The organism is Streptomyces sp. JJ38 (genome assembly GCF_019303475.1).
Classification (GTDB): Bacteria; Actinomycetota; Actinomycetes; order Streptomycetales; family Streptomycetaceae; genus Streptomyces.
The window spans coordinates 64972-88447 of record NZ_JABLSI010000015.1 but is presented as its reverse complement, the minus strand read 5'-3'; the positions used below and the strand labels follow the sequence as shown (position 1 = coordinate 88447).

The following is a 23476-nucleotide window of genomic DNA, read 5'->3' as shown; positions in this document are numbered from 1 at the left end:
GAAGCCGCCCGCACGGGACAAGACGGTCACGGTCGTGCACCTGATGCGGCATGGCGAGGTGCACAACCCGGACGGCATCCTCTACGGCCGGTTGCCCGGGTACCACCTCTCCGAGCTGGGCCGCCGCATGGCCGACCGGGTGGCGGAGTCGCTGACGGACAACGACATCGCCCACGTCGTCGCCTCGCCGCTGGAGCGGGCGCAGGAGACGGCCGCTCCCATCGCGAAGGCGCACGGCGCCGACGTGGCGACGGACGAGCGGCTGATCGAGGCGGGCAACTCCTTCCAGGGCAAGACCTTCGGCGTCGGCGACGGCGCCCTGCGGCGGCCGGGGAACTGGCGCCTCCTGCGCAACCCGTTCAAGCCGTCCTGGGGTGAGCCGTACCTCGACCAGGTGGTGCGGATGATGGGCGCGCTGGACGCCGCCAAGGACGCGGCCCGGGGCCGGGAGGCGGTGTGCGTCAGCCACCAGCTCCCCATCTGGACGGTGCGGAGCTTCGTCGAGGGCCGCAGGCTGTGGCACGACCCCCGCAAGCGTGAGTGCACGCTCGCGTCGCTGACCAGCTTCACCTACGTCGGGGACAAGATCGTCTCCGTCGGCTACTCGGAGCCGGCCCGCGACCTGGTGCCCCCGCACCTGCTGGCCGGTGCCCGACCGGCGAAGGGGAAGGGCAAGGGGTTCGGCGCCTGAGTCTCCCGCCGCCTTCCCCGGGCCCTGGTCGACGACGTGCAGCACGGCGGCCGGGGCTTCGGCGTGTTCGGGGTGCCGCCGTCACCGCGTCCGGTCCGGGCGTCCCCGCCCGCACCGGCTGTCCGAGCCGGGGTGACGTGGGAAGTTATGTCCGAAACGGGGGGCGTGTGAGGGGGCGCGACGGCGCATGCGAAACTTTTCACATGACTATGAGCCCGGTCCGTCGACCCCGGATCCGTTCTGGTGCCCGCGCCGCCGTCGCTCTCCTCGCGGGTACCTTGGCCCTGGCCCTGTCCGGGTGCTCGGACCAGCAGGTCAGCAGCGCCGAGGGGACGAACTTCGTCTCCGGCAACGGCCAGGTCAGCGTCGTTCCGGCCGGTGACCGAGTGGCGGCGCCCGATGTCGGCGGGGAGACGGTCCAGGACGACGGCAAGGGCGAGGTGAAGCTCTCCGACTACGCGGGCGACGTCGTCGTGCTCAACGTCTGGGGATCGTGGTGCGGGCCGTGCCGTGTCGAGGCACCGCATTTCGCCGAGGTCGCCGAGGACATGGCGGACGAGGGCGTCCGGTTCCTCGGAATCAACACGCGGGATCTGGACGTCGTGCCCGCGCGACGGTTCGAGGAGAGGTTCGACGTCCCGTACCCCAGCATCTACGACCCCAGCGGGCGGCAGATCCTGAAGTTCCCCCGTGGCACGCTTTCCCCCAAGGCGATTCCCTCCACACTCGTGGTGGACCGCGACGGAAAGATCGCCGCGCGAGCGCTCAAGCCCCTGGGCGCGGAGGAGCTGCGCGAGCTCATCGAGCCGGTCCTGGCGGAGAAGTGACGGGCCCGGCGACTCCCTCATGAACCAGCTTCTCGCCGGCACGACCACCGACACGGTCACCAGCGGCGCACTCCTCCTGGCCGCGCCCATCGCCCTGCTCGCGGGCCTCGTGTCGTTCTTCTCCCCCTGCGTCCTGCCGCTCGTCCCCGGCTACCTGTCGTACGTGACGGGCATCTCCGGTGCCGACCTCGCCGACGCCCGCCGGGGCCGGATGCTCGCCGGCGCGCTCCTCTTCGTCGGTGGCTTCACCGCCGTCTTCGTCTCCACCGGGGCCCTGTTCGGCTACTTCGGCGACACGCTCCAGGAGCATCAGGACGTCATCACGCGGATCCTCGGCGTGCTGACGATCGCGATGGGGCTGTCGTTCATGGGCCTGCTGCTGCCGGGGCTGACCCAGCGGGAGTTCCGCATCCACCGCAGGCCCGCCGTGGGCCTGCTCGGGGCGCCGTTGCTGGGCATCCTGTTCGGCATCGGCTGGACGCCCTGCGTGGGCCCCACCCTGGGCGCGGTGCAGGGGCTCGCGCTCACCGAGGCCAGCGCCGGGCGGGGCGCGGCGCTCATGGTGGCCTACTGTCTGGGGCTCGGCCTGCCGTTCGTCGTCGCCGCCCTCGCCTTCCGCAAGGCGCTCGGCGCGTTCGGCTGGGTCAAGCAGCACTACAAGCTGGTCATGCGGATCGGCGGCGGCATGCTCGTCGCCGTCGGCCTGCTGCTGGTGACCGGAGTCTGGACCGAGATCGTGTACGAGCTGCAACTGTGGTCGTCCGACTTCACCGTGGGGATCTGAGCCGATGAGCACCGTCGAGAGCGCCGACGCCACGCGCGATGCCGAGGAGCACGCCGAGGGCAACCGTGAGGCGGACCAGCAGTTGTCGACGGCGCCGCGTGAGGAGCCGCCGGGCCCCGTGGGCATCGGGGTCATCGGGTGGGCCCGCTGGTTCTGGCGGCAGCTCACCTCCATGCGGACGGCGCTCCTCCTGCTCCTCATGCTGGCGCTGGCCGCCGTACCGGGCTCGATGATCCCGCAGAACGGCGTGGACCAGCTCAAGGTCGAGCTGTTCAAGCAGGACCACCCCACCCTCACGCCGATCTACGAGAAGCTCCAGCTCTTCGACGTCTTCAGCTCGGTGTGGTTCTCGGCCATCTACCTGCTGCTGTTCGTCTCCCTCATCGGCTGCATCGTTCCGCGGAGCTGGCAGTTCGTCGGCCAGCTCCGGGCCGCCCCGCCGCGCGCGCCGCGTCGCCTCGACCGCATGCCCGCCTACGCGAGCTGGCGCACCGAGGCCACGCCGGACGAGGTGCTCGGCGCCGCCCGGGGGCTGCTGCGCGGTCGCCGCTTCCGGGTCGCCGACGGCGAGGGATCGGTGGCCGCCGAGAAGGGCTATCTGCGCGAGACCGGGAACCTGCTCTTCCACCTGGCGCTCGTCCTCATGCTCATCGCCTTCGCGGTCGGCCAGCTGTGGAAGGTCGAGGGCGGCAAGCTGCTCGTCCAGGGCCACACCTTCGCCAACACCCTGCCCCAGTACGACGACATCTCCTCCGGCAGCCTCTACGACTACGACGACCTCGGCGTGTTCGGCTTCACGCTCGACGACTTCCACTCCTCCTTCGAGCCCGACGGCCCGCAGAAGGGCACGCCACGCGAGTTCCGCGCCGACGTCTCCTACTGGGAGGGCGTGGACGGGCCCGAGCGGAAGGCCAGCATCGAGGTCAACCACCCGTTGGAGATCGGCGACTCCAAGGTCTATCTGATCGGCCACGGGTACGCGCCCGTCGTCTCGGTGACCGACGGACAGGGCGAGTTGGCCTTCCGGGGCCCGGTGCCGTTCCTGCCCCGGGACGTCGGGGGCACCGCGGCGGGCGTCATCAAGGTCACCGACTACCGCGACGCGAAGGGCGAGCCCGACCAGCTCGGCTTCGTCGGCATCTTCACCCCCACCTACGGGCTGAACGCCGACCTCGGGCCGCACTCCACGTTCCCGGCGCTGAACTACCCGGTGCTCTCGTTGTCCGCCCACCACGGTGACCTCGGCCTGGACTCCGGACTTTCCCAGAACGTCTACCAGCTCGACCAGCGCAACATGGAGCCGTTCGAGGACGAGAACGGCGACACCGTCAGGGAGGCCCTCCGCCCCGGGGACTCCTGGGAGCTGCCGGACGGCGCGGGCACGCTGAAGTTCGAGGGCATCGAGCGCTGGGCGTCCTTCAACATCTCCCAGAAGCCCGCGAGCGGCTGGGCGCTGTTCGGGGCGCTCGCCGCCATCGCCGGACTCGCGGGCTCGCTGTTCATCCAGCGCCGCCGCGTGTGGGTGCGGGCCCGGCGGGACGGCGACGGGCACACCGCCGTCGAGCTGGCCGGGCTGGGCCGCAGCGAGTCGGCGCGGCTCTCCGAGGAGCTGAACCAACTCGTGGCCGACCTGTCCGCGAAGGCGGAGCCCGTCGAGCCGGACGCCGACGCCGAGCCGGACGCCGACGCCGAGCCGGGGCCTGGCGCCAGGCCGGATGCCGACGCCGACGCCAGCGCCGCGCCGGAGCCTGGCGCCGAGCCGCAGGCTGAGCCACGCACCGCCACCGACCCCGCAGACCCCTCGCCGGACGGCGGCTCCGCCGTCGGCACCGACCAACGCCGAAGGAGCTGAGCCGTGAACCTCGCCGCCGCGAACAACCAGTCACTGGCCGACTTCAGCACCACCGTCGTCCACATGGCGATGGCGGTCTACGTCCTCGCCTTCCTCGGCCACGTCGCCGAGTGGGTCTTCGGCACGCGCAGCAGAGTCGCCCGCACGGCGGCCGCGCTGAGCCCGGGCAGGGGCGGGGAGCGGGAGCCGGGCCGGCGCGCCGCGGCCGTACCGGAGGTGCGGGTCAAGGGGGCGAAGGCCACCCGGGGCGGTGGCACCACCGTGCTGGACCGGCCGAAGGTCGTCTCCCGCTCGTCCACTGGCCGCGCGGACGTGCCCGACGGGCCCGGGGCCGCCGCCGGTGACGAGCAGGGCGACCTCTACGGCACCATCGCGCTGGCCCTGACGATCCTGGCGTTCTGCATCCACGCCGTCGGCGTCGTCACCCGTGGCCTGTCCGTGGGGCGCGTGCCGTGGGCGAACATGTACGAGTTCTCCACGACGTTCTCGGTGCTGGCCGTCGGCTCCTACCTGGCGATGGTGCTGGCCAAGAAGAACGTCCGCTGGCTCGGACTGCCGCTGGTCACGACCGTCCTGCTGGACCTGGGCCTGGCCACCACCGTGCTGTACACCGAGAGCGACCAGCTCCCGCCCGCGCTCGACTCGTACTGGCTGGTCATCCACGTCTCGCTGGCGATCGCCTGCGGCGCGCTGTTCTACCTCGGGGCCGTCGGCACCGGCCTCTACCTCTTCCGCGACCACTACGAGGCGAAGCTGGAGCGTGGCGGAAAGCCCGGCGCGTTCGCCACCTCGGTGCTGGAACGACTGCCCTCGGCCGCCTCGCTGGACAAGTTCGCCTACCGCCTCAACGCGGCCGTCTTCCCGTTCTGGACGTTCACCATCGTGGCCGGGGCGATCTGGGCGGAGAGCGCCTGGGGCCGGTACTGGGGCTGGGACCCGAAGGAGGTCTGGTCCTTCATCACCTGGGCCGCCTACGCCTGTTACCTGCACGCCCGGGCGACGGCCGGGTGGCGGGGCCGCAAGGCCGCCTATCTGGCCCTGATCGCGTTCGCGACCTTCCTGTTCAACTACTACGGCGTGAACTTCCTCTTCAACGGCCAGCACTCCTACGCGGGCGTCTGACGGCCGCACGTCCGAGGGACCGCCCGGCGTCGTACCACGGGCGGTCCTGACGCGCGGGCTCAGGCGGCGCCGGACAGGTAGCTCTTCCAGCCCGCCGCCGGGGCCCGGCCCACGGGCAGGTCGCGCAGCTTGGCCAGCACGGCCGGGTCCTGCACGTCGAGCCAGTCGACCAACTGCCGGAACGAGACCAGCCGCACGTCGGAGTAGCCCCCGCCCGCCATCTGCTTCAGGGACTCCTCGACGGCGTCCATGTAGATGCCGCCGTTCCACTCCTCGAAGTGGTTGCCTATGAAAAGCGGCGCCCGGTTCGTCTCGTAGGCGCGCTGGAAGCCCTGGACGTAGGTGTCGATGGCCTGCTGGCGCCACCTCGGGTAGTTGGCGGGCGGGCCCTTGGTCGTCGCCTGGGACTGGTTGGCGAGGATGTTGTAGTCCATGGACAGCACCTCGAAGCTGTGGCCCGGGAACGGCAGCGACTGGAGCGGGAGGTCCCACACCCCCTGCCGCTTGCGCGGCCACACCTGGAGCCCGCCCGAGGAGCTGGCGTCATAGCGCCATCCCAGTTCCGCCGCCGTCGGCAGCAGGTTGTCCTGGCCGAGCAGGCAGGGCGTGCGGGCGCCGATGAGCTCCTTGTCGTAGTCGAACGGCAGCGGCTTCAGGTCGGTGAACCCGGTGTTCGTGCGCCACTCGGAGACGAACCTCTTCGCCTGCTCGATCTCCGAGCGCCACTCCTGCGGCGTCCAGTGCTCCACCGAACCGGAGCCGCCGCAGAAGTGGCCGTTGAAGTGCGTGCCTATCTCGTGGCCCTCCAGCCAGGCGGCGCGCAGGTTCTCCAGCGTCAGCCGGATGTTCTCGTCCTTCAGGTAGCCGATGTCGGAGGCGCCGACGGCGTTACCCGGGGGCCGGTACTTGTTCCGCTGCGACTCCGGGAGCAGATACAGCCCGGAGAGGAAGAACGTCATCGCCGCACCGTGGTCCTCGGCCACCTTGCGGAACCGGGGGAACAGCCCGTTGCCGACCTCGCCCGCGCCGTCCCAGGAGAAGACGACGAACTGGGGCGGCTTCTCGCCCGGCTCGAGCGGCCGGGGCGCGGGCGGCTGGTTCGGCTGCGGCCCGGTGTCGGCGGTCGAGCCGTCACCGATCGGCTTCTCCTGGGGGCCCTCGGTGCTCTTGCCCGGCCCCTCGCTCCCGTCGGCGGGCCCGCGCGCGTCGGCGTCCGTCCCGCCGGAGCAGCCCGTCAGCCCCACCGCCAGCGATGCCGTCGCTGCGGCCCCCAGCCCCAGCAGCCTCCGTCGGTCCATCCCGGCCATGGCACTCTCCCTCGCAGCGACGTCGCCGTCACCGGCAAGGAGGCAGTCCGCGCCCGCGGGGTTCCGTACGGGCGCCGGATTTGCCCAGCCTTTGCCCCGGGGCCGGGCAAGGGCCGGGCTGTGTCCGGGGCGTGGCGGGGCGGGCGTGGCGGGGCCGTGCCCGGGTCAGCGGGACGGGGGCGGGTCAGCGGGACGGGGGCGGGTCCTCGGGGCCCGCGTCGCTCGCGGGGGGTTCGTCGTCGGCGTCCCGGCGCGGGCGCCGCTCCCGGTCCCCTCGTTCCCGCTCCCGGCCCCGGTCACGTCGCTCCTGCTCGCCGTCGCGCTCGTCGAGGGACTTCAGGAAGTTCGGGTTGTCGTCGGGGGCGACCCAGCGGCGCTCGTCCGAGCGCACGGCGCCGTAGGGCGCGTTGCGGCGCGGGCGCCCCGCGATGAACCAGGCGATCGGGCCCAGCGGCACGAACAGCAGGATGATGATCACCCATGCCACCTTGGGGAGCTTGCGCACCTCCTGCTCGGGCGTGTTGAGGCACTCCACGAAGGCGTAGATCCACACCGCGAGCATCAGCAGGAACGGAAGAGTCCGCAGCATTGTGGGCAGCCCCCAGAGCATGTGACCCGCGCGGGGTTCCGCACGGCCGAGCACGTCGTACGCCACCAGCCTACGGTGCGTACGCGCCGCGGCGCCCGCCCCGCCGCCGTGGGCGCGCGGCGATGGCGGATACTGGCACCCATGGCATTCGAGGATCTCCGTTCGCTGCTTCGGGCGCTGGAACGCGATGGTGATCTCAAGCGCGTGACGGCTGAGGTCGACCCGTACCTGGAGGTCGGGGAAATCACCGACCGGGTGAACAAGGCGGGCGGCCCCGCGCTGCTGTTCGAGAACGTCAAGGGCTCGGCGATGCCGCTGGCCATGAACGTCTTCGGCACCGACAGACGGCTGCTGAAGGCGCTCGGCCTGAAGTCCTACGCGGAGATCTCGGAGCGCATCGGGGGGCTGCTGAAGCCCGAGCTGCCGCAGGGCTTCGTCGGCTTCCGGGAGGCCTTCGGCAAGCTGGCGGGCATGACCCACGTCCCGCCGCGCAAGGTGAAGGACGCCCCCGTGCAGGACGTCGTCCGCGTGGGCGACGAGGTCGACCTGGACGAGCTGCCCGCGCTGTTCACCTGGCCCGAGGACGGCGGTTCGTTCTTCAACCTGGGCCTCACCCACACCAAGGACCCGGACACCGGCGTCCGCAACCTCGGCCTGTACCGGCTTCAGCGCCACGACCGCCGCACGATCGGCATGCACTGGCAGATCCACAAGGACAGCCGCAACCACTACCAGGTCGCCGCGCGGCGCGGCGAGCGACTGCCCGTCGCCATCGCCTTCGGCTGCCCGCCCGCCGTCACCTACGCCTCCACCGCCCCGCTGCCGGGGGACATCGACGAGTACCTGTTCGCCGGCTTCCTCCAGGGCCGCCGGGTGGAGATGGTGGACTGCAAGACCGTCCCGCTCCAGGTGCCCGCGCAGGCCGAGGTCGTCCTGGAGGGCTGGCTCGAACCGGGCAGGATGCTGCCGGAGGGGCCGTTCGGCGACCACACCGGCTTCTACACGCCGCAGGAGGACTTCCCGGCGCTGACGATCGACTGCGTCACCACGCGCAAGCGCCCGCTGCTCCAGTCGATCGTCGTCGGCCGCCCGCCGACCGAGGACGGCCCGCTGGGCCGCGCCACCGAGCGTTTCTTCCTCCCCCTGCTGAAGATCATCATTCCGGACATCGTGGACTACCACCTGCCCGAGGCCGGGGGCTTCCACAACTGCGCGATCATCTCGATCGACAAGAAGTACCCCAAACACGCCCAGAAGGTCATGCACGCCGTGTGGGGCGCCCACATGATGTCGCTGACCAAGCTGATCATCGTCGTCGACTCCGACTGTGACGTCCACGACCTGCACGAAGTGGCCTGGCGGGCCCTGGGCAACACCGACTACGCCCGCGACCTCAGCGTCGTCGAAGGCCCGGTGGACCACCTGGACCACGCCTCCTACCAGCAGTTCTGGGGCGGCAAGGCCGGCATCGACGCCACCGCGAAGTGGCCCGAGGAGGGCTACACCCGCGGCTGGCCGGAGATGGTCACCTCCGACCCGGACACGGCGGCCCTGGTGGACCGGCGCTGGCGGGAGTACGGGCTGTGAGCGCCACGGGGTCGCTCACCGGGCCGCCGCCCGCCCCGGCGCCGTCCGGCCGGGTGCGCGCGTTCCTGCGGCTGGTGATGGTCGAGCACTCCGTCTTCGCCCTGCCCTTCGCCTACATCGCCTCGCTCACCGCGATGTACCTGCATGGCGGCTCGGTCCAGTGGTGGACGCTGTTCCTCGTCACCGTGGCGATGGTGACGCTGCGCACCTTCGCGATGGCGGCGAACCGGATCATCGACCGGGAGATCGACGCCCGCAACCCCCGCACGGCCTCCCGTGAGCTGGTCACCGGTGCGGTGTCCGTGCGTACGGCGTGGACGGGCGCGCTGATCGCGCTCGCCCTCTTCCTCGCCGCGGCCGCCGCGCTCAACCCGCTGTGCCTCGTGCTGTCGCCGCTCGCCGTCGTCCCGATGGTCGTCTACCCCTACGGCAAGCGGTTCACGACCTACCCGCACGCCATCCTCGGGCTCGCGCAGGCGATCGGCCCCATCGGCGCCTGGCTCGCCGTCACCGGTGCCTGGTCCTGGGACGCGGTCCTGCTCGGCCTGGCGGTCGGCGTCTGGATCGGCGGCTTCGACCTGATCTTCGCCTGCCAGGACGTCGAGGCCGACCGCGAGGAGGGCGTCGGCTCGGTACCCGCCCGCTTCGGTATCGCCGCCGCCCTCCACGCCTCCCGGGCCAGTCACGTCGTCACGCTCGCCCTGTTCGTCTGGTTCGCCCTGGCCACGGACGCCGGCGCGTTCTTCTGGGCGGGCCTCGTCGTCGTCGCCGCCGCGTTCGCGTACGAGCACGCCATCGTCCGGCCCGGCGACCTCTCCCGGCTCAACCGCGCCTTCTTCACGGTGAACGGCTTCATCGGCATCGCCCTCTTCGTCTGCGCCCTCACCGACCTCGCCGTCCGCGGCCTCACGCTCTGACCGTGACGTCGGCGCCGAGCGTCACCCGTTCGGGTGCGACGTCGGCAGTCTCGGCATATGCGGCGCAGGGGCCTTCATAGCCTCTGCTCGTACCATGAGGGCAAGGAAGGGAGAGCGCCGTGGTGATCTCGGATCTGGACCGCCTGCACTCACAGCTCAGCCGCCTGGAGGACCAGTTTCCGGGCTATACGACAGAGATCGTTGAGGGCAACATCGTGATGAGTCCAGTCCGTCCCTACCACCTTGAGACCATCGTGGCGCTGTGGACCGAGCTGAAACCGCAGTTGCCGGACGGCCTGGCCCTGATGGGCGGTGTGAGTATCCCGATCGATGCGGAGTTCGAGTTCTGCCCCGACTTGGCCGTTATCCCGGCCGTGGAGAAGGACAAGAATCTCACTCATTACTCCCCGGAGCTTGTCGAGTTCGCCGCCGAGGTTGTGTCGCCCACGAGCGTGCGCAATGACTACGAGGTCAAGAACACGCGGTACGCCCGGGCCGGTATCCCGGTCTACCTGATCTTCGATCCCTACCAGGCGCACTGCGTCACCCTGTGGAACCCGGGCCCCGAGGGCTACCGGGGCCGGGACACGTTCCCGTACGGCGGGACGGTGTCCGTGGACACCCCGGTCGGCAAACTGAGCTTCGACACGACCGCGCTCCCGGTCGACCGGGGCACGGCGGACCGCGCCTAGGCAGGCCGCCCCGGCCCCGGTGATCAAGGGTGTGTAGGGTCACCGGTCATGGACGGGGACTGGCGGAACGACCGGATCGGCAGCGCGCTCCGGGGTGAGAACCCGACGGTGCTGCGGCGGCTGGACGCGGGGTTCGCGGCGATCGGGGACGTCCAGTTCCTGCCCGGGTACTCGGTGCTGTTGACGGACGACCCCGCCGTCCAGCGGCTGTCCGACCTGCCGAGGAGCAGGCGGCTGGCCTTCCTGTCCGACATGGACCGGCTGGGCGAGGCTGTCGAGAGGGCCTGCCGGGGGCTTGACCCGGCCTTCCGCCGGGTGAATCTGGAGATCCTGGGCAACACCGATGGCTTCCTGCACGCCCACGTGTGGCCCCGGTTCGAGTGGGAGCCCGCCGAACGCGTCAGCCTGCCGGTGTGGCTGTATCCACGGGACCGGTGGAGCGACGAGCGGTACGCGCTCGGGGAGCGGCACGACGCCGTGCGGGAGGCGATCGGCGAGGAGCTGGACCGCCTGACGAGCTGAGCCCGACGCCTGACGGAGCGGGGCGACCACCGCTTCGCCGGCCCCGAACGGCGCCGTCGCCACCGCGGTTCCCAGCGCGCGCCCGCTGCCCGGGCTTCGTCCGGATCGCACAGCACCGCGTCGAACGCCGTGGCGGTGGCCGGGGGTGAGGTCAACGCACCTGGACAGCCCGGTCGGCCAGGGGGTCGGCGGCGTAGGTGACGCGGGTGACGCCGTCGGCGTGGCGGTCGACGGTGGCCGCGACGCCGAACACCTCGGCCAGGAGCGCGGAGGTGAGGGTCTCCAGGACCGGCCCCGAGGCCACGACGGCGCCCTCGTGCAGGACGACGACGCGGTCGCAGAGCCGGACGGCGAGGTCGAGGTCGTGGAGGACGGCGAGGGTGGTCACGCCGGTCGAGCGGACGAGCTCCAGGAGTTCGAAGCGGGCCCGGATGTCCAGGTGGTTGGTGAGTTCGTCCAGGACGAGGAGGCGGGGGCGCTGGACGAGGGCGCGGGCGAGCAGCACGCGTTGCCGTTCGCCGCCGGACAGGGAGGTGAACTCGCGGTCGACGAGGTGGCCGGCGGTGCAGGCGGCGAGGGCTTCCCGTACGGCGCGGTGGTCGCCGGCGTCGTCGCGGCCGAACAGTCCGTGGTGCGGGGTGCGGCCCATGGCGACGACCTCGGCGACGCTGAGCCCCACGGGGTTGCCGGTGGCGTCCTGGAGGACGGCGGCCGTGCGGCGGGCGGCCTGGCGGGCGGTGAGCCGCCACACGTCGTCGCCGCAGACGCGGACGGCACCGTGCTCGGGGCGCAGGGAGCGGTAGACGGCGCGCAGCACGGTGGACTTGCCGCTGCCGTTGGGGCCGACGAGTCCGACGATCTCGCGGTCCGCGGCGTCGAGGGTGACGTCGTGGAGGACGGGCTTGCCGCCGAGGGCGACGCACAGCTGTTCCACCGTCAGCCTCATGCGGCGGCGTCCAGGCTGGTGTTGCGGCGCAGGAGCCACAGGAAGAACGGGGCGCCGAAGAAGGCGGTGAAGATGCCGATGGGGAGTTCGTTGGGGCGGTCCACGGTGCGGGAGAGGAGGTCGACGGCGACGAGGTAGGCGGCGCCGGTGAGGGCGGCCAGGGGGAGGAGCCTGCGGTGGTCGCCGCCGCAGCTGAGCCGGACGAGGTGGGGGACGACGAGGCCGACGAAGCCGATGCCGCCGGCCACCGCGATCACCGTGCCGGTGAGGAGGGCGGAGAGGACGAGGAGGACGGCGCGCAGCCGGTGGACGTCGACGCCGAGCGCGGTGGCGGTCTCGTCGCCCATGAGCAGGGTGTTGAGGCGTCGGGCGAGCAGCACGAGCACGACGGTGGTGGCGAGGATGACGGTGGCGGCGACGGGGAGCTGCTGCCAGCTCGCGCCGGCGACGCTGCCGAGCATCCAGAACATGACGGAGCGCAGCTCGCCCGGGGTGGCGCGGAGTTGGAGGAAGCTGGTGGCGGCGAGGAAGAGGTAGCCGATGGCCACGCCGGAGAGGACGAGGCGGGTGGGGGCGATCCGTCCGGCGCGGCGGCCGAGGAGGAAGGCGAGGGCGGCCGAGAGCATGGCGCCGAGGAACGCGGCCGCGGAGACGCCGATCCAGCCGACGGTCAGGGGCAGGAAGGAGAGGGCGAGGACGGCGCCGAGGGCGGAGCCGGAGGAGATGCCGAGGACGTAGGGGTCGGCGATGGGGTTGGCGACGACGGCCTGGAGCACCACCCCGGCGACGGCGAGCCCGGTGCCGGCGAGCGCGGCGAGCAGGACGCGCGGTACGCGGAAGTCCCAGATGATCTGGGTGTGGGTGGGGTCGGTGCCGGTGCCGGAGCCGCCGGTGAGTTGGGCGAGGACGATGCGCCAGGTCTCGTCGGGCGGGACGGAGACGGAGCCGATGCCGACGGCGACCAGCATGAGGGCGAGCAGGGCGAGGGTGAGCCCGAGGAGCAGGACGGGCAGGGGAGGTGCCGTGCGGGTCATCGTGCGGTTGCGGGGTAGAGCAGGCCGGCGACGCGTTCGACGGCGAGGTGGTTCGAGGGGCCGAGGTAGATGGAGTCGGACAGGACGGTGTACCGGTCCTCGCGGGCGGCGGGCCACTGGGGGAAGGTGTCGAGGAGTTCGCGGGCGTAGGCGTCGGCGTCGTCCCCGGGCTGCCAGGCGACGACGACGACGGCGTCGACGTCCGTCGCGGCGAGCTGCTCGGCGCTGAGGTCGGCGAACATGGTGGGGGAGGCGTCGGCGAAGGCGTTGCGGGCTCCGGCCCTGGCCAGGATGTCGTTCCAGATGCCGCGGGCGGCGACGGAGCTGTACTGGTTGGCGCCCATGCTCATGTTGGCGAAGACGACGAGGACTTCGGGCTTGTCCTCCTCGCCCGTGCCCTGCTTCCGGCGGGCTTCGCGGACGGCTTCCGCGGTGGCCGCGATGCGCTTCTCGGAGGCGTCGATACGTTTCTCCGCCCGCTCCCGGACGTCGAAGACGGCGCCGAGGTCGCGCAGCATGGCGTAGCTGTCCTCGATGGTCGGCGGGTCGTCGAGCGCGGCGCGCTCGTCGCAGCCCTTGCGCGGTATGTAGGTGTCGGCCCCGGCCTTGGCCAGCTCCTCGCGGGTGGCGAAGCCGTTCTCCGAGCGGAAGCCGAAGCCGGTGGTGGAGAGCACGAGGTCCGGCTTGAGGGCGAGCATCGACTCGCGGGGGAAGTCCTGGAGGTCGTTGCGGCGGACGTCGCCGGTCGGCAGCTTGTCGATCGCCTCGGCTCGCCCCTTCACCTCCGAGCGGCCGTAGCTCTGGGCGTTGGCCACGATGCGGTCCTCCAGGCCGAGGGCGAGGAGTGTGGAGACCTCCGCCACGGAGGCGCCGTTCATCACGACCACGCGCTCGGGGGCCTGTTCGAAGGTCTGCTCGACGCCGCAGACGTCGAGCGTCACCGGGTAGCCCTCGCCCTGCCAGGCGTCCTGGCTGCCGGCGGCGGTCGGGGTGGCCGAGCCGACGGTGGTGCTGTCGGCCGGAGCGCAGGCCACGGCGGCCAGGCAGACGGCGGCCAGCACCGCGCCCAGGGCGACGGTGGAACGGGGCGAGGGCATGGAGACTCCCGGGCACGGATAGGGGTGGGCGACCTTCCGTGCAGTAGTCGGACGGCGGGCGCCCCTGGTTCCCGGCGCGCGCCCGCCGCCCGTGGTGCGACCGGGCGTCAGCCCTGCCCGGTGGTTGGCGCGGGCAGGGCCCCGGTGGCCACGCAGTGGTCGAGATAGCGGAAGACGAGCTCGCGGTCCGGGGGCGGGCACGTCACCCCGCTGCCGTCGAGCGCGGCGGCGGCCCGACCGGCGCGCACGGTGCCGATGTCGAGCGTCTCGGCTCCCGCGCCGCCGCCGGTGTCCGGGGCCTCCCAGGAGTCGAAGAAGGACAGTGTGGTGGCGGCCACGCCCTCCCGGACGGCCTCGGGGCGGGACGACGTCAGCTCGGCGTGCCAGCGGCCGATCGGCACGGAGCGGACGGGATAGCCGTAGGCGCGCAGCGCCTCGTACAGCTCGGCGAGCGGTATCGGTGGCGCGGGGGCGTGGTTGAGGACGCCGCCGGGTGGCTCGGCGGCCAGCATCACGTGGACCAGGGCGCGGGCGACGTAGTCCACCGGGGTCCACACCTCCCGTTCGAACAGCTCGGGCAGGACGCCGTGGGGCACGCCCGTGCGCAGGACACCCCACAGCACGTCCTGCGGGTTGACGTGGCCGGTGCGGGCCTCGCCCGTGACCCGCCCGAGCCGGTGCACGGTCGCCGGCAGCCCGAGCCCGGCGGCCTGCTCGGCCAGCCGCTCGGCGACCCACTTGGACTGCTGGTAGCCCGTCACGAGCCCCGGGTGCGCCGGGAGGAAGTCCTCGGGCACCTCGGCGGCGCGGGCTCTCGGCTGGGCGACCGAGAGCGTCGAGACGAGGTGGAACGGCACGCCCCGGACGGCGGCGAGGGTGAGCAGGTCCCGCGTGGCCTCCACGTTGGCGGACCGCAGCGAGGCGTACTCGCGCATCACGCTGACCATGGCGCCGTTGTGGCACACCAGGTCGACGCCGGCGGCGAGGTCGGCCCACCCGGCCTCGTCCAGCCCGAGCCGGGGCCGGGCCAGGTCGGCCGGGAGCGGCACGATCCGCTTGGCCGCCTCCGGTTCGGGTGTGAGGCCCTGGGCCGCGAGCGCCCGTTCCAGCCGCCGCCCGGCGGCCTCGGCGTCCGGGGCGCGCACCGGGCAGACGATCTCCGCCGTGGTGCGGCGCAGGAGTTCGGCGAGGAGCTGGGCGCCGACGAACCCGGTGGCGCCGGTGAGCAGCACCCGCCCGGGGCCCTCCGTGCCCACCGGCGGGCGGGACGGCACGGGCGCGGGCAGGGTGAGGACGGCGTCCTCCAGCGCCTGGGCGGGCAGCCCGGGCGCGGCGCCGTCCCCGGCGCCGTCCCCGCTGTCGGAGGCCGTGTCCCCGGCGTCCGCGCGGGCGTCGGCCTCCTCGAGGGCGGCGGCGAGCCCGGCGGCGGTGGGGTGCTGGAAGAGCGTCGCGACCCGCACGTCCCGGCCGAGCCGTACCGTCAGCCGGTTGGCGGCCTGGATGGCCTGGAGCGACTGGCCGCCGGCGTCGAAGAAGTCGTCGTGCGCGGTCAGCCGCCTCCCCCCGAGGGCCTGTTGCCAGACCTCCAGGATGACGCCGACGGTCTCGCCCCGCGGCTCCGGAGCCGGGTCGGCGGGCACGGCGTCGGGCGGGGTGAGGGCCCGGCGGTCGATCTTGCCGGTGCCGGTGCGGGGCAGCCGCGCGGCGGGGACGAAGAGCGCGGGCACCAGCGGGGCCGGGAGCGCCGCGCGGGCGTGCGCGCGCAGCTCGGCCTCGTCCGGTGCCGGGGCCTCGGTGACGACGTGCGCCACGAGCCGCTTGGTGCCGTCGGGCAGCTCCTGCCCCACGACGGCGGCCTCCCGAACCCGGGGGTGGCCCAGCAGCGCCGACTCCACCTCGGCGGGCTGGACCCGATGGCCGCTGATCTTGAACTCGTCGTCGGCGCGGCCCAGGAAGCGCAGCTGGCCGTCCGCGCCGAACTCCGCGAGGTCTCCGGTGCGGTAGGCGCGGGGGCCGCCGGGCAGTTCGGTCAGCGGGGCGAAGGCGGCGGCCTCCTGCTCGGGGCGGCCGAGGTAGCCGAGGGCGAGCGAGTCGCCGAGGAGGTACAGCTCGCCGCCCTCGCTCGGTCCGGCGCCGCCGTCCGACACGACGGCGACGGTGGTGCCCGGGAGCGGCAGCCCGATGGGCACCTCGCCGCGCGGCAGACCGGGATCGCTCAGCTCGGCCACGGTGGCGACCACCGTGGCCTCGGTGGGCCCGTAGGTGTTGAACAGCCGGACGGCGTCACCGACCGCCTCCCGCCAGCGGTCCACCCGCTCCGGGTGGGCGCTCTCGCCGCCGATGACGACGGCGCGCAGGCTCGCGGGCAGGGTGACGGCGCGGCCCGCGACGGCGTAGGCGAGTTCGTTCCAGTAGGCGGTGGGCAGGTCGAGCACGGTCACCCGGTGGTGGGCGCAGGCCCGCAGGAGGGTGTCGACGGACTCGGTCATCTCCGGGGTGCGCAGGACGAGGGTCGCCCCCGCGCACAGGGTCACGAAGATCTCCTCGACACTCGCGTCGAAGTGCAGCGGCGCGAACTGGAGTATCCGGTCCTCGGCGGTCACCCCGTAGCGTTCCGTCGCCGCGGCGACGAACCGGGCCAGCGCCGTTTGCCCGACGCGCACGCCCTTCGGGGTGCCGGTGGAGCCGGAGGTGAAGATGACGTAGGCGGCGTCCGCCGCCTCCGCGTCCCCTGCCTCCGCGTCCTCCGCCGCGGGGCCCGGCTCCCGGGGTGCCTGAGCCGCCTCGGCGTCGTCGAGCAGCAGGACCGGGGTGCCGGCCGGTACGCGGTCGGCGTGGGCGCGGACGGTGACGACGAGGGCCGGGGCCGCGTCGTCGAGCAGCGCCGTGGTGCGGGCGGCCGGGGCGGCGACGTCCAGCGGGCAGTAGGCGGCACCGGCGGCGAACGCGGCCAGGACGGCGGTGATCGCCTCGGCCCCGCGTGGCAGCAGCACCGCCACGAGGGCGCCGCGCCGGACGCCCAGCTCGGCCATGCGCGCTGCCAGGGCCTCGGCGTCCCGGTGCAGTTCGGCGTAGCTGAGGGCGTGGTCCCCGGCCACCAGCGCGGTCCGCTCGCCGTTCTCGGCGGCCCGGGCGGCGATCAGCTCCGGTACGGAGCGCACGGGGCCGGGCAGCGGGCCGCCGTCGAGGACGGTGACGCGTCGGCCGGGGGCGGGGCGGCCGGGGGCGGGGCGCGGCGTCCGCGCGGCGGCGGGTGCGCGGCCGAGGACGCCGACGGGCGTGGCGTCGCGCAGCAGGGAGAGCAGCTCCCCGGCCCGGTCGGCGAGTTCGTCCTCGGTGTAGAGGTCGGGATGGGCGTCGAACGCGACGCGCAGGCCGCCCTCGCCGCGGTCGTAGACGTTGACGGAGAAGTCGTCCACGGGCCCGGCGGTGAGGTTGTGCGCGGTGCTGGTCGCGGTCCCGAAGTCCAGCGCGTAGGCGAAGGGCATGATGTTGACGCCGGGGCCGGACAGGCGGCGCTCGCCGCCGATCAGCCGGGTGTCCCGGCGGAGCTGCTCGTACCGGTAGCGCTGGTGCCGGGTGGCGGCGCGCAGTTCGGCCGAGGTGCGCACCGCGAGCTCGCGGAGTGTGTCACCGGGGCCGACGGACAGCCGCAGCGGGAGGATGTTGCGGACCATGCAGGGCACCCGCAGGCTCACGGAACCCAGGCGGGCGGTGGCCGGGACGCTGAGCACCACCTCGGGCGCGCCGGTGTGCCGGTGCAGCGCTGCGGCCGTGAGTGCCAGGACGACGTCGGGCCAGGTGACGCCGAGTTCGCCGGCGAGCTCGCGCAGCCGGGCGGAGTCGCGGGGGCCGAGGTCGGCGACGTGCCGCCGGAAGCCGCGGGCGGGCAGGGCGGTCCGGCCGCCGGCGGCGAAGGTGGGCACGTGCGGCCGGTCGGCGAACCGCTCGGTCCAGTGCCCCCGGTCGCGGGCGTGCCGCTCGGAGGTGAGGTAGGCGCGCTCCTCGGCGAGCACGGACTCCAGGGTGCCGAAGGGACGTTCGCCCGGCTCGTCCCCGCGGGCCAGTGCCGTGTACACCTCGGCGACCCGGCGGGCGACGAGCGAGAGCCCGTAGCCGTCCAGCGCGATGTGGTGCACCCGGTGGTACCACAGGTGCCGTTCGGGTCCGGTGCGCAACAGGGCGTGGGCGAAGACGGGTTCGGAGGTGAGGTCGACCGGGCGGTCCAGGTCGGCGGCCATCCGGGCGTGCGCGGCGGCCTGGGGGTCGGGTTCCCCGCTGAGGTCCGCGTACTCCGGTGTCGCCTCCACGGTCTCCAGGACGTGCTGGCGCGGGACGCCGTCCGTGACGCTGAACCGCACCCGCAGGGCGTCGGTCTCGGCGACGGTGCGGCGGAGCGCGGCCTCGAACAGCGCCGGGTCGAGGGGGCCGTCGATGGCGAGGTACTCGGCGGTGTTGAACGCGGCGCTGTCCGGGTCGAGTTGCTGGGCGGCCCAGATGCCCCACTGCGCGGCGAGCAGGGGCAGACCGGGTGCCGTCGCGGCGTCAGCGGCCATCGGGCACCGTCCGCCCCATGCGCGCGGCCAGCAGTTCCCACCACTCCTGGAACGTGCCGCGCTCGGCGAGGTCGACGTAGCCGACCTCGACGCCCGCGGCCCGCCAGCGCTCGGCGAGGGTGCTGATGCGCAGCGAGTCCAGCCCCGCGTCGACCGGGCCCTCGCTGAGGTCCACCTCGTCGGGGCTCTGGTGGAGGAGCTCCGCCAGATCGGCCCGGAAGGAGGCCGGGGTGACGGCCTCGACTCGTTCGTTCATCGTCCTCTCCTGGGGGGTGCGTTCGGGGCGGCGGGCCAGGGCGCGCGCCGGAAGGGGGCGGGCGGGGCGCTCGGGTCGGTTGGGGGACGGGCTAGTTGACCTTGCGGTCGCGCCCGTCCCACAGCCGGTCGCGCAGCTCGCGGCGGAGGATCTTCCCGCTGGGGTTGCGCGGCACGTGCGCGATCTCCTCGTACGCGGCGGGCAGTTTGAAGGCGGCCAGCCGCTCGGTCAGGAAGCGGTGCAGCTCGCGGCGCGTGGGCGGGGTGCCGGGCGCCGGGACCCAGAAGGCGTGCACGCGCTCGCCCCAGCTGTCGTCCGGTGCGCCGACGACGACGGCGTCGGCCACGCCCGGGTGCTTCTCCAGGGCGTCTTCGATCTCCGCCGGGTAGACGTTCTCCCCGGCGACGATGATCGCGTCCTTGATGCGGTCCTGGATGAAGACGTAGCCCTCGTCGTCCAGGTAGCCGGCGTCGCCGGTGTGGACCCAGCCGTCGACGAGCGTCTCGGCCGTGCGCTCGGGCAGTCCGAAGTACTCGACCATCCGGGCCGGGGTGGCCAGGCATACCTCGCCGACCCGTCCGGCCGGGAGCTCCGCGCCCTTCGCGTCCACGACCTTGACCCGCACCCCGGGGTAGGGGCGGCCCGCGGCGCGCATGCGGGGCTGTCCGGGCCGGTGGTCGGCGGGCGGCAGGCACACGGCCGTGTTGCCCGTCTCCGTCAGGCCGTAGATCTGGGCGAACTCGGCGCCGAACACGCGGAGGCTGCGTTCGAGCAGGTCCTCGGTGATCGGGGAGCCCCCGTAGACGATCTTCCGCAGGCTGGCGAAGTCGGCGGGGCCGACGTCCGGTTCGGCGAGCAGCAGCCGCAGCATGGACGGCACGACGCAGGCGGTCGTCACCCCGTGCTCGCGGACGGCGCGGACGGCGTCCCGTGCCGTGAAGGCGGGCAGGGCGACGACGGTGGCGCCGCGGGCCAGGTTCTGGGTGGCCCACCACAGCCCGCCGACGTGGAAGCCGGGGATGCCGATGAGGCTCACGTCCTCGGGCCGCCAGTCGATCCAGTCGACGCCCGCCTCCGCCATGGCGGTGCGGACGGCGGCGAAGGAGCGGTGGGCGAGCACGACGCCCTTGGGCAGCCCGGTGGTTCCGCTCGTGTAGAGCTGGACGACGGGGGTGTCCGGCGTGAGCGCGCCACCCGCGTCCGCCACGTCGCCGCCGTGGGCGTCGTCGGCGTCCGCGTCCGCCTTCCAGCGGGCATACGCGTCCCGGCGGTCGTCCCCGAGCAGGACGTGCCGCGAGGGCCGGGCCGCGTCGTCCACCTGCCGCAGCAGCTCCTCGAAGGCGGACTCCAGGAACACCAGCTCCGCGCCCGAGTCGGCGAGGACGTGGCTGACCTCGACGGCGGTGAGCCGCCAGTTGAGCGGTACGAGGACGGTGCCGGCGAGCGCGCAGCCGTAGAGGATCTCGTAGTAGCGCTCGGACTCCTTGCCCAGGTAGACCACCCGGTCCCCGGGGCGCAGCCCCGCCTGCCGCAGCCGCCGGGCCACCCGCGTACCGGCCGCGTGGAGTTCGGCGTAGGTGAGGACGTGCGGGCCGCAGCGGACGGCGGGGTGGTCGGGGCGCAGCCGGGCCTGCTCGCGCAGCGAGTCCACCAGAGTGGGCAGCGTCACGGGGCCTCCTCCGCGCTGCCGAGGGCTCCGCCGCCGAGGCCGACGAGGGCGAGCCGCACCTCGCCGTCGCAGCGCCCGCCCGCGGCGTCGGCGTACCGGAACGCGGTGTCGGCCAGCACCATGGGGCGGGCGTCGGCGGTGCGACGCGGACGGCTGAACCCGGTGAACTCCATGGAGCCCGTGAAGTCGCGCGGGCTGACGGGGCGCCGGAAGGTGCTGTGGAAGCGGACGATGAGGATGTCGGGGAGCTGGTGGCGCCAGTAGTCCTCCAGCGTCCAGTCGCCGAACTCGGGCAGCAGCCGCTCCTTCACCGACTTCGCGACCGCGTAGTACATCATCTGGTTGTAGGCGATGTTGACTTCGACGGCGTTGAGGTGCCCGGTGTCGTCGATGTAGCAGGACTCGGGGATGGAGAAGGTGCCGTGCACGGCGAGCCGCCCGTCCCCGGAGACGGTGACCTCCGCCGATCTCAGGTAGGCGCAGCCCGGCTTGTAGGGCCGCAGCACCCGGGTGAGCAGCGGGCCGTCGGTCGGGTGGCGGGTTTCCGCGCCCGCGCTCGGGGCGGGGTCCTGGACGCGGGTGGCGGTCATCGTGTGCCCACCTCCGGCGCGCCCGGAGCGCCCTCGGGCCGGGCGTCCTCGTGGACGAGCCCCTCGTAGAGCGGCTTCTCGTCGTGCACGGTGACGCGGTAGGAGGCGGTGGGCTCGGGGGTGCTGGTGTGCAGGGCGCGGTGGATGAGGCTGCGGTTGTCCCAGACCAGCAGGTCGCCCTTCTCGAAGCTCTGCAGGTGGATGTTCTCGTGGCTGTACGTTTCGTCCCGCTGCCCGGTGGCCTCGTAGAGGCGGTCCAGCAGCAGGTCGTCGAGCGGCTTGCCGTCCTCGTCCTCGATGCCGACGGTGAAGCCCTCGCTGAGGTAGAGCACCGTCTCGCCGGTCATGGGGTGGGTGAACGTGGTGGGGTGCGTGACGGGCGGCGACTTGCGCTCGACCTCGTCGATGATCTCGGACAGCGGCCGGTACACGTCGTGCGGGCGGATCTTGAAGTACTTGCGCACGCTGTGGACGCAGCGGGTCCCGGCGATCTCCCGGCGCAGGTCCTCGGGCAGCCGTTCGTAGGCGCGGCCCATGTCGATGAAGTACGTGCCCCGGTTGCGCTCAGGTATGACCTGCGGATAGATGAGGGTCAGCCCGAAGGGGTCGGGCATGAACATGTAGTCGGCGTGCCAGAACTTGCCCGTCTTGGGAACGCCGACCTGCTTGCCGTCCTCCGGAACGTTGGAGGAGACGAAGACCTCCGGCACCTCGGGGTGGTGGTACATCTCCTCGTAGTACGTCTCCGGGCGGCCCAGACGGCGGCCGAGCTCCAGGAACGCGCGCGGGGAGAGGTCCTGCTGCTTGAGCACCACGATCTTGTGGCGGTACACGGCCTCCTTGAGCCGGACGATGTCGTCCTCGCTCGCGGTGCGGTGGTCGAAGTCGTTGGCCTCGGCGCCGAGCTGGGCGTCGGTGCGGACGGTGATCTCCATGGCTGCTCTCACTGTTCCTTCGCGCGGTGGGCGAGCTTCTCGTCGACGAGCTGGGCGGTGCTGCGGAGGCTGAACTCCTCGGTGATCTCGGTGTCGTCCACCGGGACCTCGAAGTCGCGCTCGATGCGCAGGCTGATCTCGGCCAGCGTCAGCGAGTCGAGTCCGAGCGCGTGGTAGGTGGCGTCGGGGTCGGCGTCGGCCAGCCCCGGGTCCAGGGCCTCGACGGCGGAGACCAGCCGTTCGAGTGTGGTCGTCGTGTCGTTCACGCGTGCTCCTTCGGTGCGGGGGTCCGCGGTGTGCCGGGACGTGGGTCCGTGGGGTCGGCGGTGTCGGTGGTTCCGTGAGCCCCGGCCTGATCAGCCGTGTGGGCTGCCTCGGCCGGGTCGGTGGGGTCGGTCGGGCGGGTCGGCGGGGCGAGGGCGGGCCAGCGCAGGAGGGTGGAGCCCCAGGTCAGCCCGCCGCCGAAGGCGGTGAGCAGGACGCCGTCGCCGGAGGCGAGCCGGCCCTCGGCCGCCGCGTCGCACAGGGCGAGCGGGACAGAGGCGGCGCCGGTGTTGCCGATGTGGCGGATGTTGGTCACGAGGCGTTCCGCCGGCAGGCCGAGGTGCTCGGCGACGGACCGCAGAATGCGCAGGTTGGCCTGGTGGGGGACGATGTGGCCGACGGCGTCGGGCTTCCAGTCGGCCGCGTCCAGCACGGCCCTGGCCGAGTCGGTCATGCGGGTGACGGCCTGGCGGTAGACGGCGCGGCCGTGCATCGCGAAGAAGCGGTCCCCGCGGGCCGGTTCGTCGCCGCCCCGGTCCGAGCGCTGTCGGGAGCCGCCCGCCCGGACGGTGATCAGGTCCTCGCCGGTGCCGTCGCTGCCCAGGTCGAACGGCCCGAGGGCGCCGAGTTCGTCGGGCGTTCCCGGGCGCAGGACGACGGCCCCGGCTCCGTCGCCGAAGATGACCGCGTTCGTGCGGTCGTCGGGGTCCACGATGGTCGAGTAGGCGTCGGCGCCGATCAGCAGGACGCGGCGGGCGGCGCCGGTCGCGAGGAGCCCGGAGGCCGTGGCCAGCCCGTAGAGGAAGCCGGTGCACACGGCGGCGACGTCGAACGCGGGGACGCCGCCCAGGCCCAGCCGCGCCGCCACCGCCGGTGCTGTGGCCGGGCAGGGCCGGTCCGGTGTCGTCGTCGCCACCAGGACGGCGTCCGGGGGCTCGCCGCCGGCCGAGCTCAGGGCTCGCCGTCCGGCCTCGACGGCCAGGTCGGAGGTGGCCTGACCGGGCTCGATGTGCCGCCGGTAGCGGATCCCCGTGCGCTCGGTGATCCATGCGTCGGTCGTGTCGAGCCGGGCGGAGAGCTCCGCGTTGTCGACGACTCTGGGCGGCACCCAGCCACCCAGGCCGCAGAGCACCGCGGCGCCGTGTTCGGGCGGGGACGGTCGGGCCATGGAGGGTCACTCCTTCTCGCCTGAGGGGAACCGCGCGGCGGGGTCAGGGCCGCGGCGGTGGACGTGGATCG

21 protein-coding genes are annotated in these 23476 nt (G+C 73.2%); 9 read left to right on the top strand and 12 right to left on the bottom strand.

Annotated features, from left to right (window positions below; genetic code table 11):
• The first annotated feature begins 43 nt into the window (after positions 1-43).
• The 5 genes from HPT28_RS10640 (at position 44) to ccsB (ending at position 5276) form a co-directional block, all read left to right on the top strand.
• A complete protein-coding gene (locus HPT28_RS10640; protein WP_257578400.1) occupies positions 44-691 on the top strand; it encodes a histidine phosphatase family protein in 648 nt (215 codons plus the stop codon).
• Positions 692-900: 209 nt separating this feature from the next.
• Complete coding sequence (locus HPT28_RS10635) at positions 901-1518, top strand: TlpA disulfide reductase family protein (protein ID WP_219090801.1); 618 nt, start codon at positions 901-903, stop codon at positions 1516-1518.
• 19 nt (positions 1519-1537) lie between these two features.
• Positions 1538-2302, top strand: a complete 765-nt coding sequence (locus tag HPT28_RS10630) for a cytochrome c biogenesis CcdA family protein (protein ID WP_219090757.1) — start codon at positions 1538-1540, stop codon at positions 2300-2302.
• Between the two features lie 4 nt (positions 2303-2306).
• A complete protein-coding gene (locus tag HPT28_RS10625; protein WP_219090756.1) occupies positions 2307-4154 on the top strand; it encodes a cytochrome c biogenesis protein ResB in 1848 nt (615 codons plus the stop codon).
• Positions 4155-4157: 3 nt separating this feature from the next.
• Positions 4158-5276, top strand: coding sequence for a c-type cytochrome biogenesis protein CcsB (ccsB, locus tag HPT28_RS10620; RefSeq protein ID WP_219090755.1), 1119 nt, complete (start codon positions 4158-4160; stop codon positions 5274-5276).
• A 59-nt stretch (positions 5277-5335) separates the two neighbouring features.
• Here ccsB and HPT28_RS10615 read toward each other — a convergent pair whose 3' ends face one another.
• Together HPT28_RS10615 and HPT28_RS10610 are read right to left on the bottom strand one after the other, a co-directional pair.
• Positions 5336-6583, bottom strand: coding sequence for a hypothetical protein (locus HPT28_RS10615; RefSeq protein ID WP_219090754.1), 1248 nt, complete (start codon positions 6581-6583; stop codon positions 5336-5338).
• Positions 6584-6767: 184 nt separating this feature from the next.
• A complete protein-coding gene (locus HPT28_RS10610; RefSeq protein WP_374226948.1) occupies positions 6768-7238 on the bottom strand; it encodes a PLD nuclease N-terminal domain-containing protein in 471 nt (156 codons plus the stop codon).
• Between the two features lie 75 nt (positions 7239-7313).
• Here HPT28_RS10610 and HPT28_RS10605 point away from each other — a divergent pair, with 75 nt between their 5' ends.
• The 4 genes from HPT28_RS10605 to HPT28_RS10590 all read left to right on the top strand — a co-directional run bounded on the left by HPT28_RS10605 (position 7314) and on the right by HPT28_RS10590 (position 10890).
• Positions 7314-8759 carry a menaquinone biosynthesis decarboxylase gene (locus HPT28_RS10605; RefSeq protein ID WP_219090753.1) on the top strand — a complete coding sequence of 482 codons (1446 nt, stop codon included), beginning with the start codon at positions 7314-7316 and terminating at the stop codon, positions 8757-8759.
• Positions 8756-9676: a menaquinone biosynthesis prenyltransferase MqnP gene (mqnP, locus tag HPT28_RS10600; protein ID WP_219090752.1), complete on the top strand. Its 921-nt coding sequence runs from the start codon at positions 8756-8758 to the stop codon at positions 9674-9676. The genes HPT28_RS10605 and mqnP overlap by 4 nt, the downstream gene beginning before the upstream one ends.
• Before the next feature lie 119 nt (positions 9677-9795).
• Entirely contained in the window at positions 9796-10368 is a 573-nt protein-coding gene (locus HPT28_RS10595; RefSeq protein WP_219090751.1) for a Uma2 family endonuclease, read from the top strand.
• 48 nt (positions 10369-10416) lie between these two features.
• Positions 10417-10890, top strand: a complete 474-nt coding sequence (locus HPT28_RS10590) for a diadenosine tetraphosphate hydrolase (RefSeq protein ID WP_219090750.1) — start codon at positions 10417-10419, stop codon at positions 10888-10890.
• A 151-nt stretch (positions 10891-11041) separates the two neighbouring features.
• On the opposite strand, the gene HPT28_RS10585 is transcribed toward HPT28_RS10590, so the two are convergent.
• The 10 genes from HPT28_RS10585 to HPT28_RS10540 form a co-directional block, all read right to left on the bottom strand.
• A complete protein-coding gene (locus tag HPT28_RS10585) occupies positions 11042-11836 on the bottom strand; it encodes an ABC transporter ATP-binding protein (protein ID WP_219090749.1) in 795 nt (264 codons plus the stop codon).
• The gene (locus HPT28_RS10580; protein ID WP_219090799.1) at positions 11833-12804 is read right to left on the bottom strand and encodes an iron ABC transporter permease; all 972 of its coding nucleotides are present in this window, start codon (positions 12802-12804) and stop codon (positions 11833-11835) included. Before HPT28_RS10580 ends, HPT28_RS10585 begins: the two co-directional genes overlap by 4 nt.
• A 62-nt stretch (positions 12805-12866) precedes the next feature.
• Positions 12867-13967 (bottom strand): ABC transporter substrate-binding protein, encoded by a 1101-nt coding sequence (locus HPT28_RS10575; RefSeq protein ID WP_219090748.1) that lies wholly within the window; start codon positions 13965-13967, stop codon positions 12867-12869.
• Positions 13968-14074: 107 nt separating this feature from the next.
• Positions 14075-18523, bottom strand: coding sequence for a non-ribosomal peptide synthetase (locus tag HPT28_RS10570; protein WP_219090747.1), 4449 nt, complete (start codon positions 18521-18523; stop codon positions 14075-14077).
• On the bottom strand, positions 18513-18779 hold the full coding sequence (locus HPT28_RS10565; RefSeq protein ID WP_219090746.1) for a phosphopantetheine-binding protein: 267 nt from the start codon (positions 18777-18779) through the stop codon (positions 18513-18515). Before HPT28_RS10565 ends, HPT28_RS10570 begins: the two co-directional genes overlap by 11 nt.
• 91 nt (positions 18780-18870) lie before the next feature.
• Complete coding sequence (locus HPT28_RS10560) at positions 18871-20448, bottom strand: long-chain-fatty-acid--CoA ligase (RefSeq protein WP_219090745.1); 1578 nt, start codon at positions 20446-20448, stop codon at positions 18871-18873.
• A complete protein-coding gene (locus HPT28_RS10555; protein ID WP_219090744.1) occupies positions 20445-21038 on the bottom strand; it encodes an FcoT family thioesterase in 594 nt (197 codons plus the stop codon). The genes HPT28_RS10560 and HPT28_RS10555 overlap by 4 nt, the downstream gene beginning before the upstream one ends.
• On the bottom strand, positions 21035-21973 hold the full coding sequence (locus HPT28_RS10550; RefSeq protein WP_219090743.1) for a TauD/TfdA family dioxygenase: 939 nt from the start codon (positions 21971-21973) through the stop codon (positions 21035-21037). The genes HPT28_RS10555 and HPT28_RS10550 overlap by 4 nt, the downstream gene beginning before the upstream one ends.
• 8 nt (positions 21974-21981) lie before the next feature.
• Entirely contained in the window at positions 21982-22239 is a 258-nt protein-coding gene (locus tag HPT28_RS10545; RefSeq protein ID WP_308119153.1) for an acyl carrier protein, read from the bottom strand.
• Positions 22236-23405, bottom strand: a complete 1170-nt coding sequence (locus HPT28_RS10540; protein ID WP_219090742.1) for a beta-ketoacyl-ACP synthase III — start codon at positions 23403-23405, stop codon at positions 22236-22238. The genes HPT28_RS10545 and HPT28_RS10540 overlap by 4 nt, the downstream gene beginning before the upstream one ends.
• Between the last annotated feature and the right edge of the window lie 71 nt (positions 23406-23476).

What these genes read in the sequence shown, in the direction of transcription:
- HPT28_RS10640 (WP_257578400.1), top strand. Translation starts at nt 44, where the DNA reads ATGCGGCATGGCGAGGTGCACAACCCGGACGGCATCCTCTACGGCCGG.
- HPT28_RS10635 (WP_219090801.1), top strand. Translation starts at nt 901, where the DNA reads ATGAGCCCGGTCCGTCGACCCCGGATCCGTTCTGGTGCCCGCGCCGCC.
- HPT28_RS10630 (WP_219090757.1), top strand. Translation starts at nt 1,538, where the DNA reads ATGAACCAGCTTCTCGCCGGCACGACCACCGACACGGTCACCAGCGGC.
- HPT28_RS10625 (WP_219090756.1), top strand. Translation starts at nt 2,307, where the DNA reads ATGAGCACCGTCGAGAGCGCCGACGCCACGCGCGATGCCGAGGAGCAC.
- HPT28_RS10615 (WP_219090754.1), bottom strand. Translation starts at nt 6,583, where the DNA reads ATGGCCGGGATGGACCGACGGAGGCTGCTGGGGCTGGGGGCCGCAGCG.
- HPT28_RS10605 (WP_219090753.1), top strand. Translation starts at nt 7,314, where the DNA reads ATGGCATTCGAGGATCTCCGTTCGCTGCTTCGGGCGCTGGAACGCGAT.
- HPT28_RS10590 (WP_219090750.1), top strand. Translation starts at nt 10,417, where the DNA reads ATGGACGGGGACTGGCGGAACGACCGGATCGGCAGCGCGCTCCGGGGT.
- HPT28_RS10585 (WP_219090749.1), bottom strand. Translation starts at nt 11,836, where the DNA reads ATGAGGCTGACGGTGGAACAGCTGTGCGTCGCCCTCGGCGGCAAGCCC.
- HPT28_RS10580 (WP_219090799.1), bottom strand. Translation starts at nt 12,804, where the DNA reads ATGCTGGTCGCCGTCGGCATCGGCTCCGTCTCCGTCCCGCCCGACGAG.
- HPT28_RS10575 (WP_219090748.1), bottom strand. Translation starts at nt 13,967, where the DNA reads ATGCCCTCGCCCCGTTCCACCGTCGCCCTGGGCGCGGTGCTGGCCGCC.
- HPT28_RS10570 (WP_219090747.1), bottom strand. Translation starts at nt 18,523, where the DNA reads ATGGCCGCTGACGCCGCGACGGCACCCGGTCTGCCCCTGCTCGCCGCG.
- HPT28_RS10565 (WP_219090746.1), bottom strand. Translation starts at nt 18,779, where the DNA reads ATGAACGAACGAGTCGAGGCCGTCACCCCGGCCTCCTTCCGGGCCGAT.
- HPT28_RS10555 (WP_219090744.1), bottom strand. Translation starts at nt 21,038, where the DNA reads ATGACCGCCACCCGCGTCCAGGACCCCGCCCCGAGCGCGGGCGCGGAA.
- HPT28_RS10550 (WP_219090743.1), bottom strand. Translation starts at nt 21,973, where the DNA reads ATGGAGATCACCGTCCGCACCGACGCCCAGCTCGGCGCCGAGGCCAAC.
- HPT28_RS10540 (WP_219090742.1), bottom strand. Translation starts at nt 23,405, where the DNA reads ATGGCCCGACCGTCCCCGCCCGAACACGGCGCCGCGGTGCTCTGCGGC.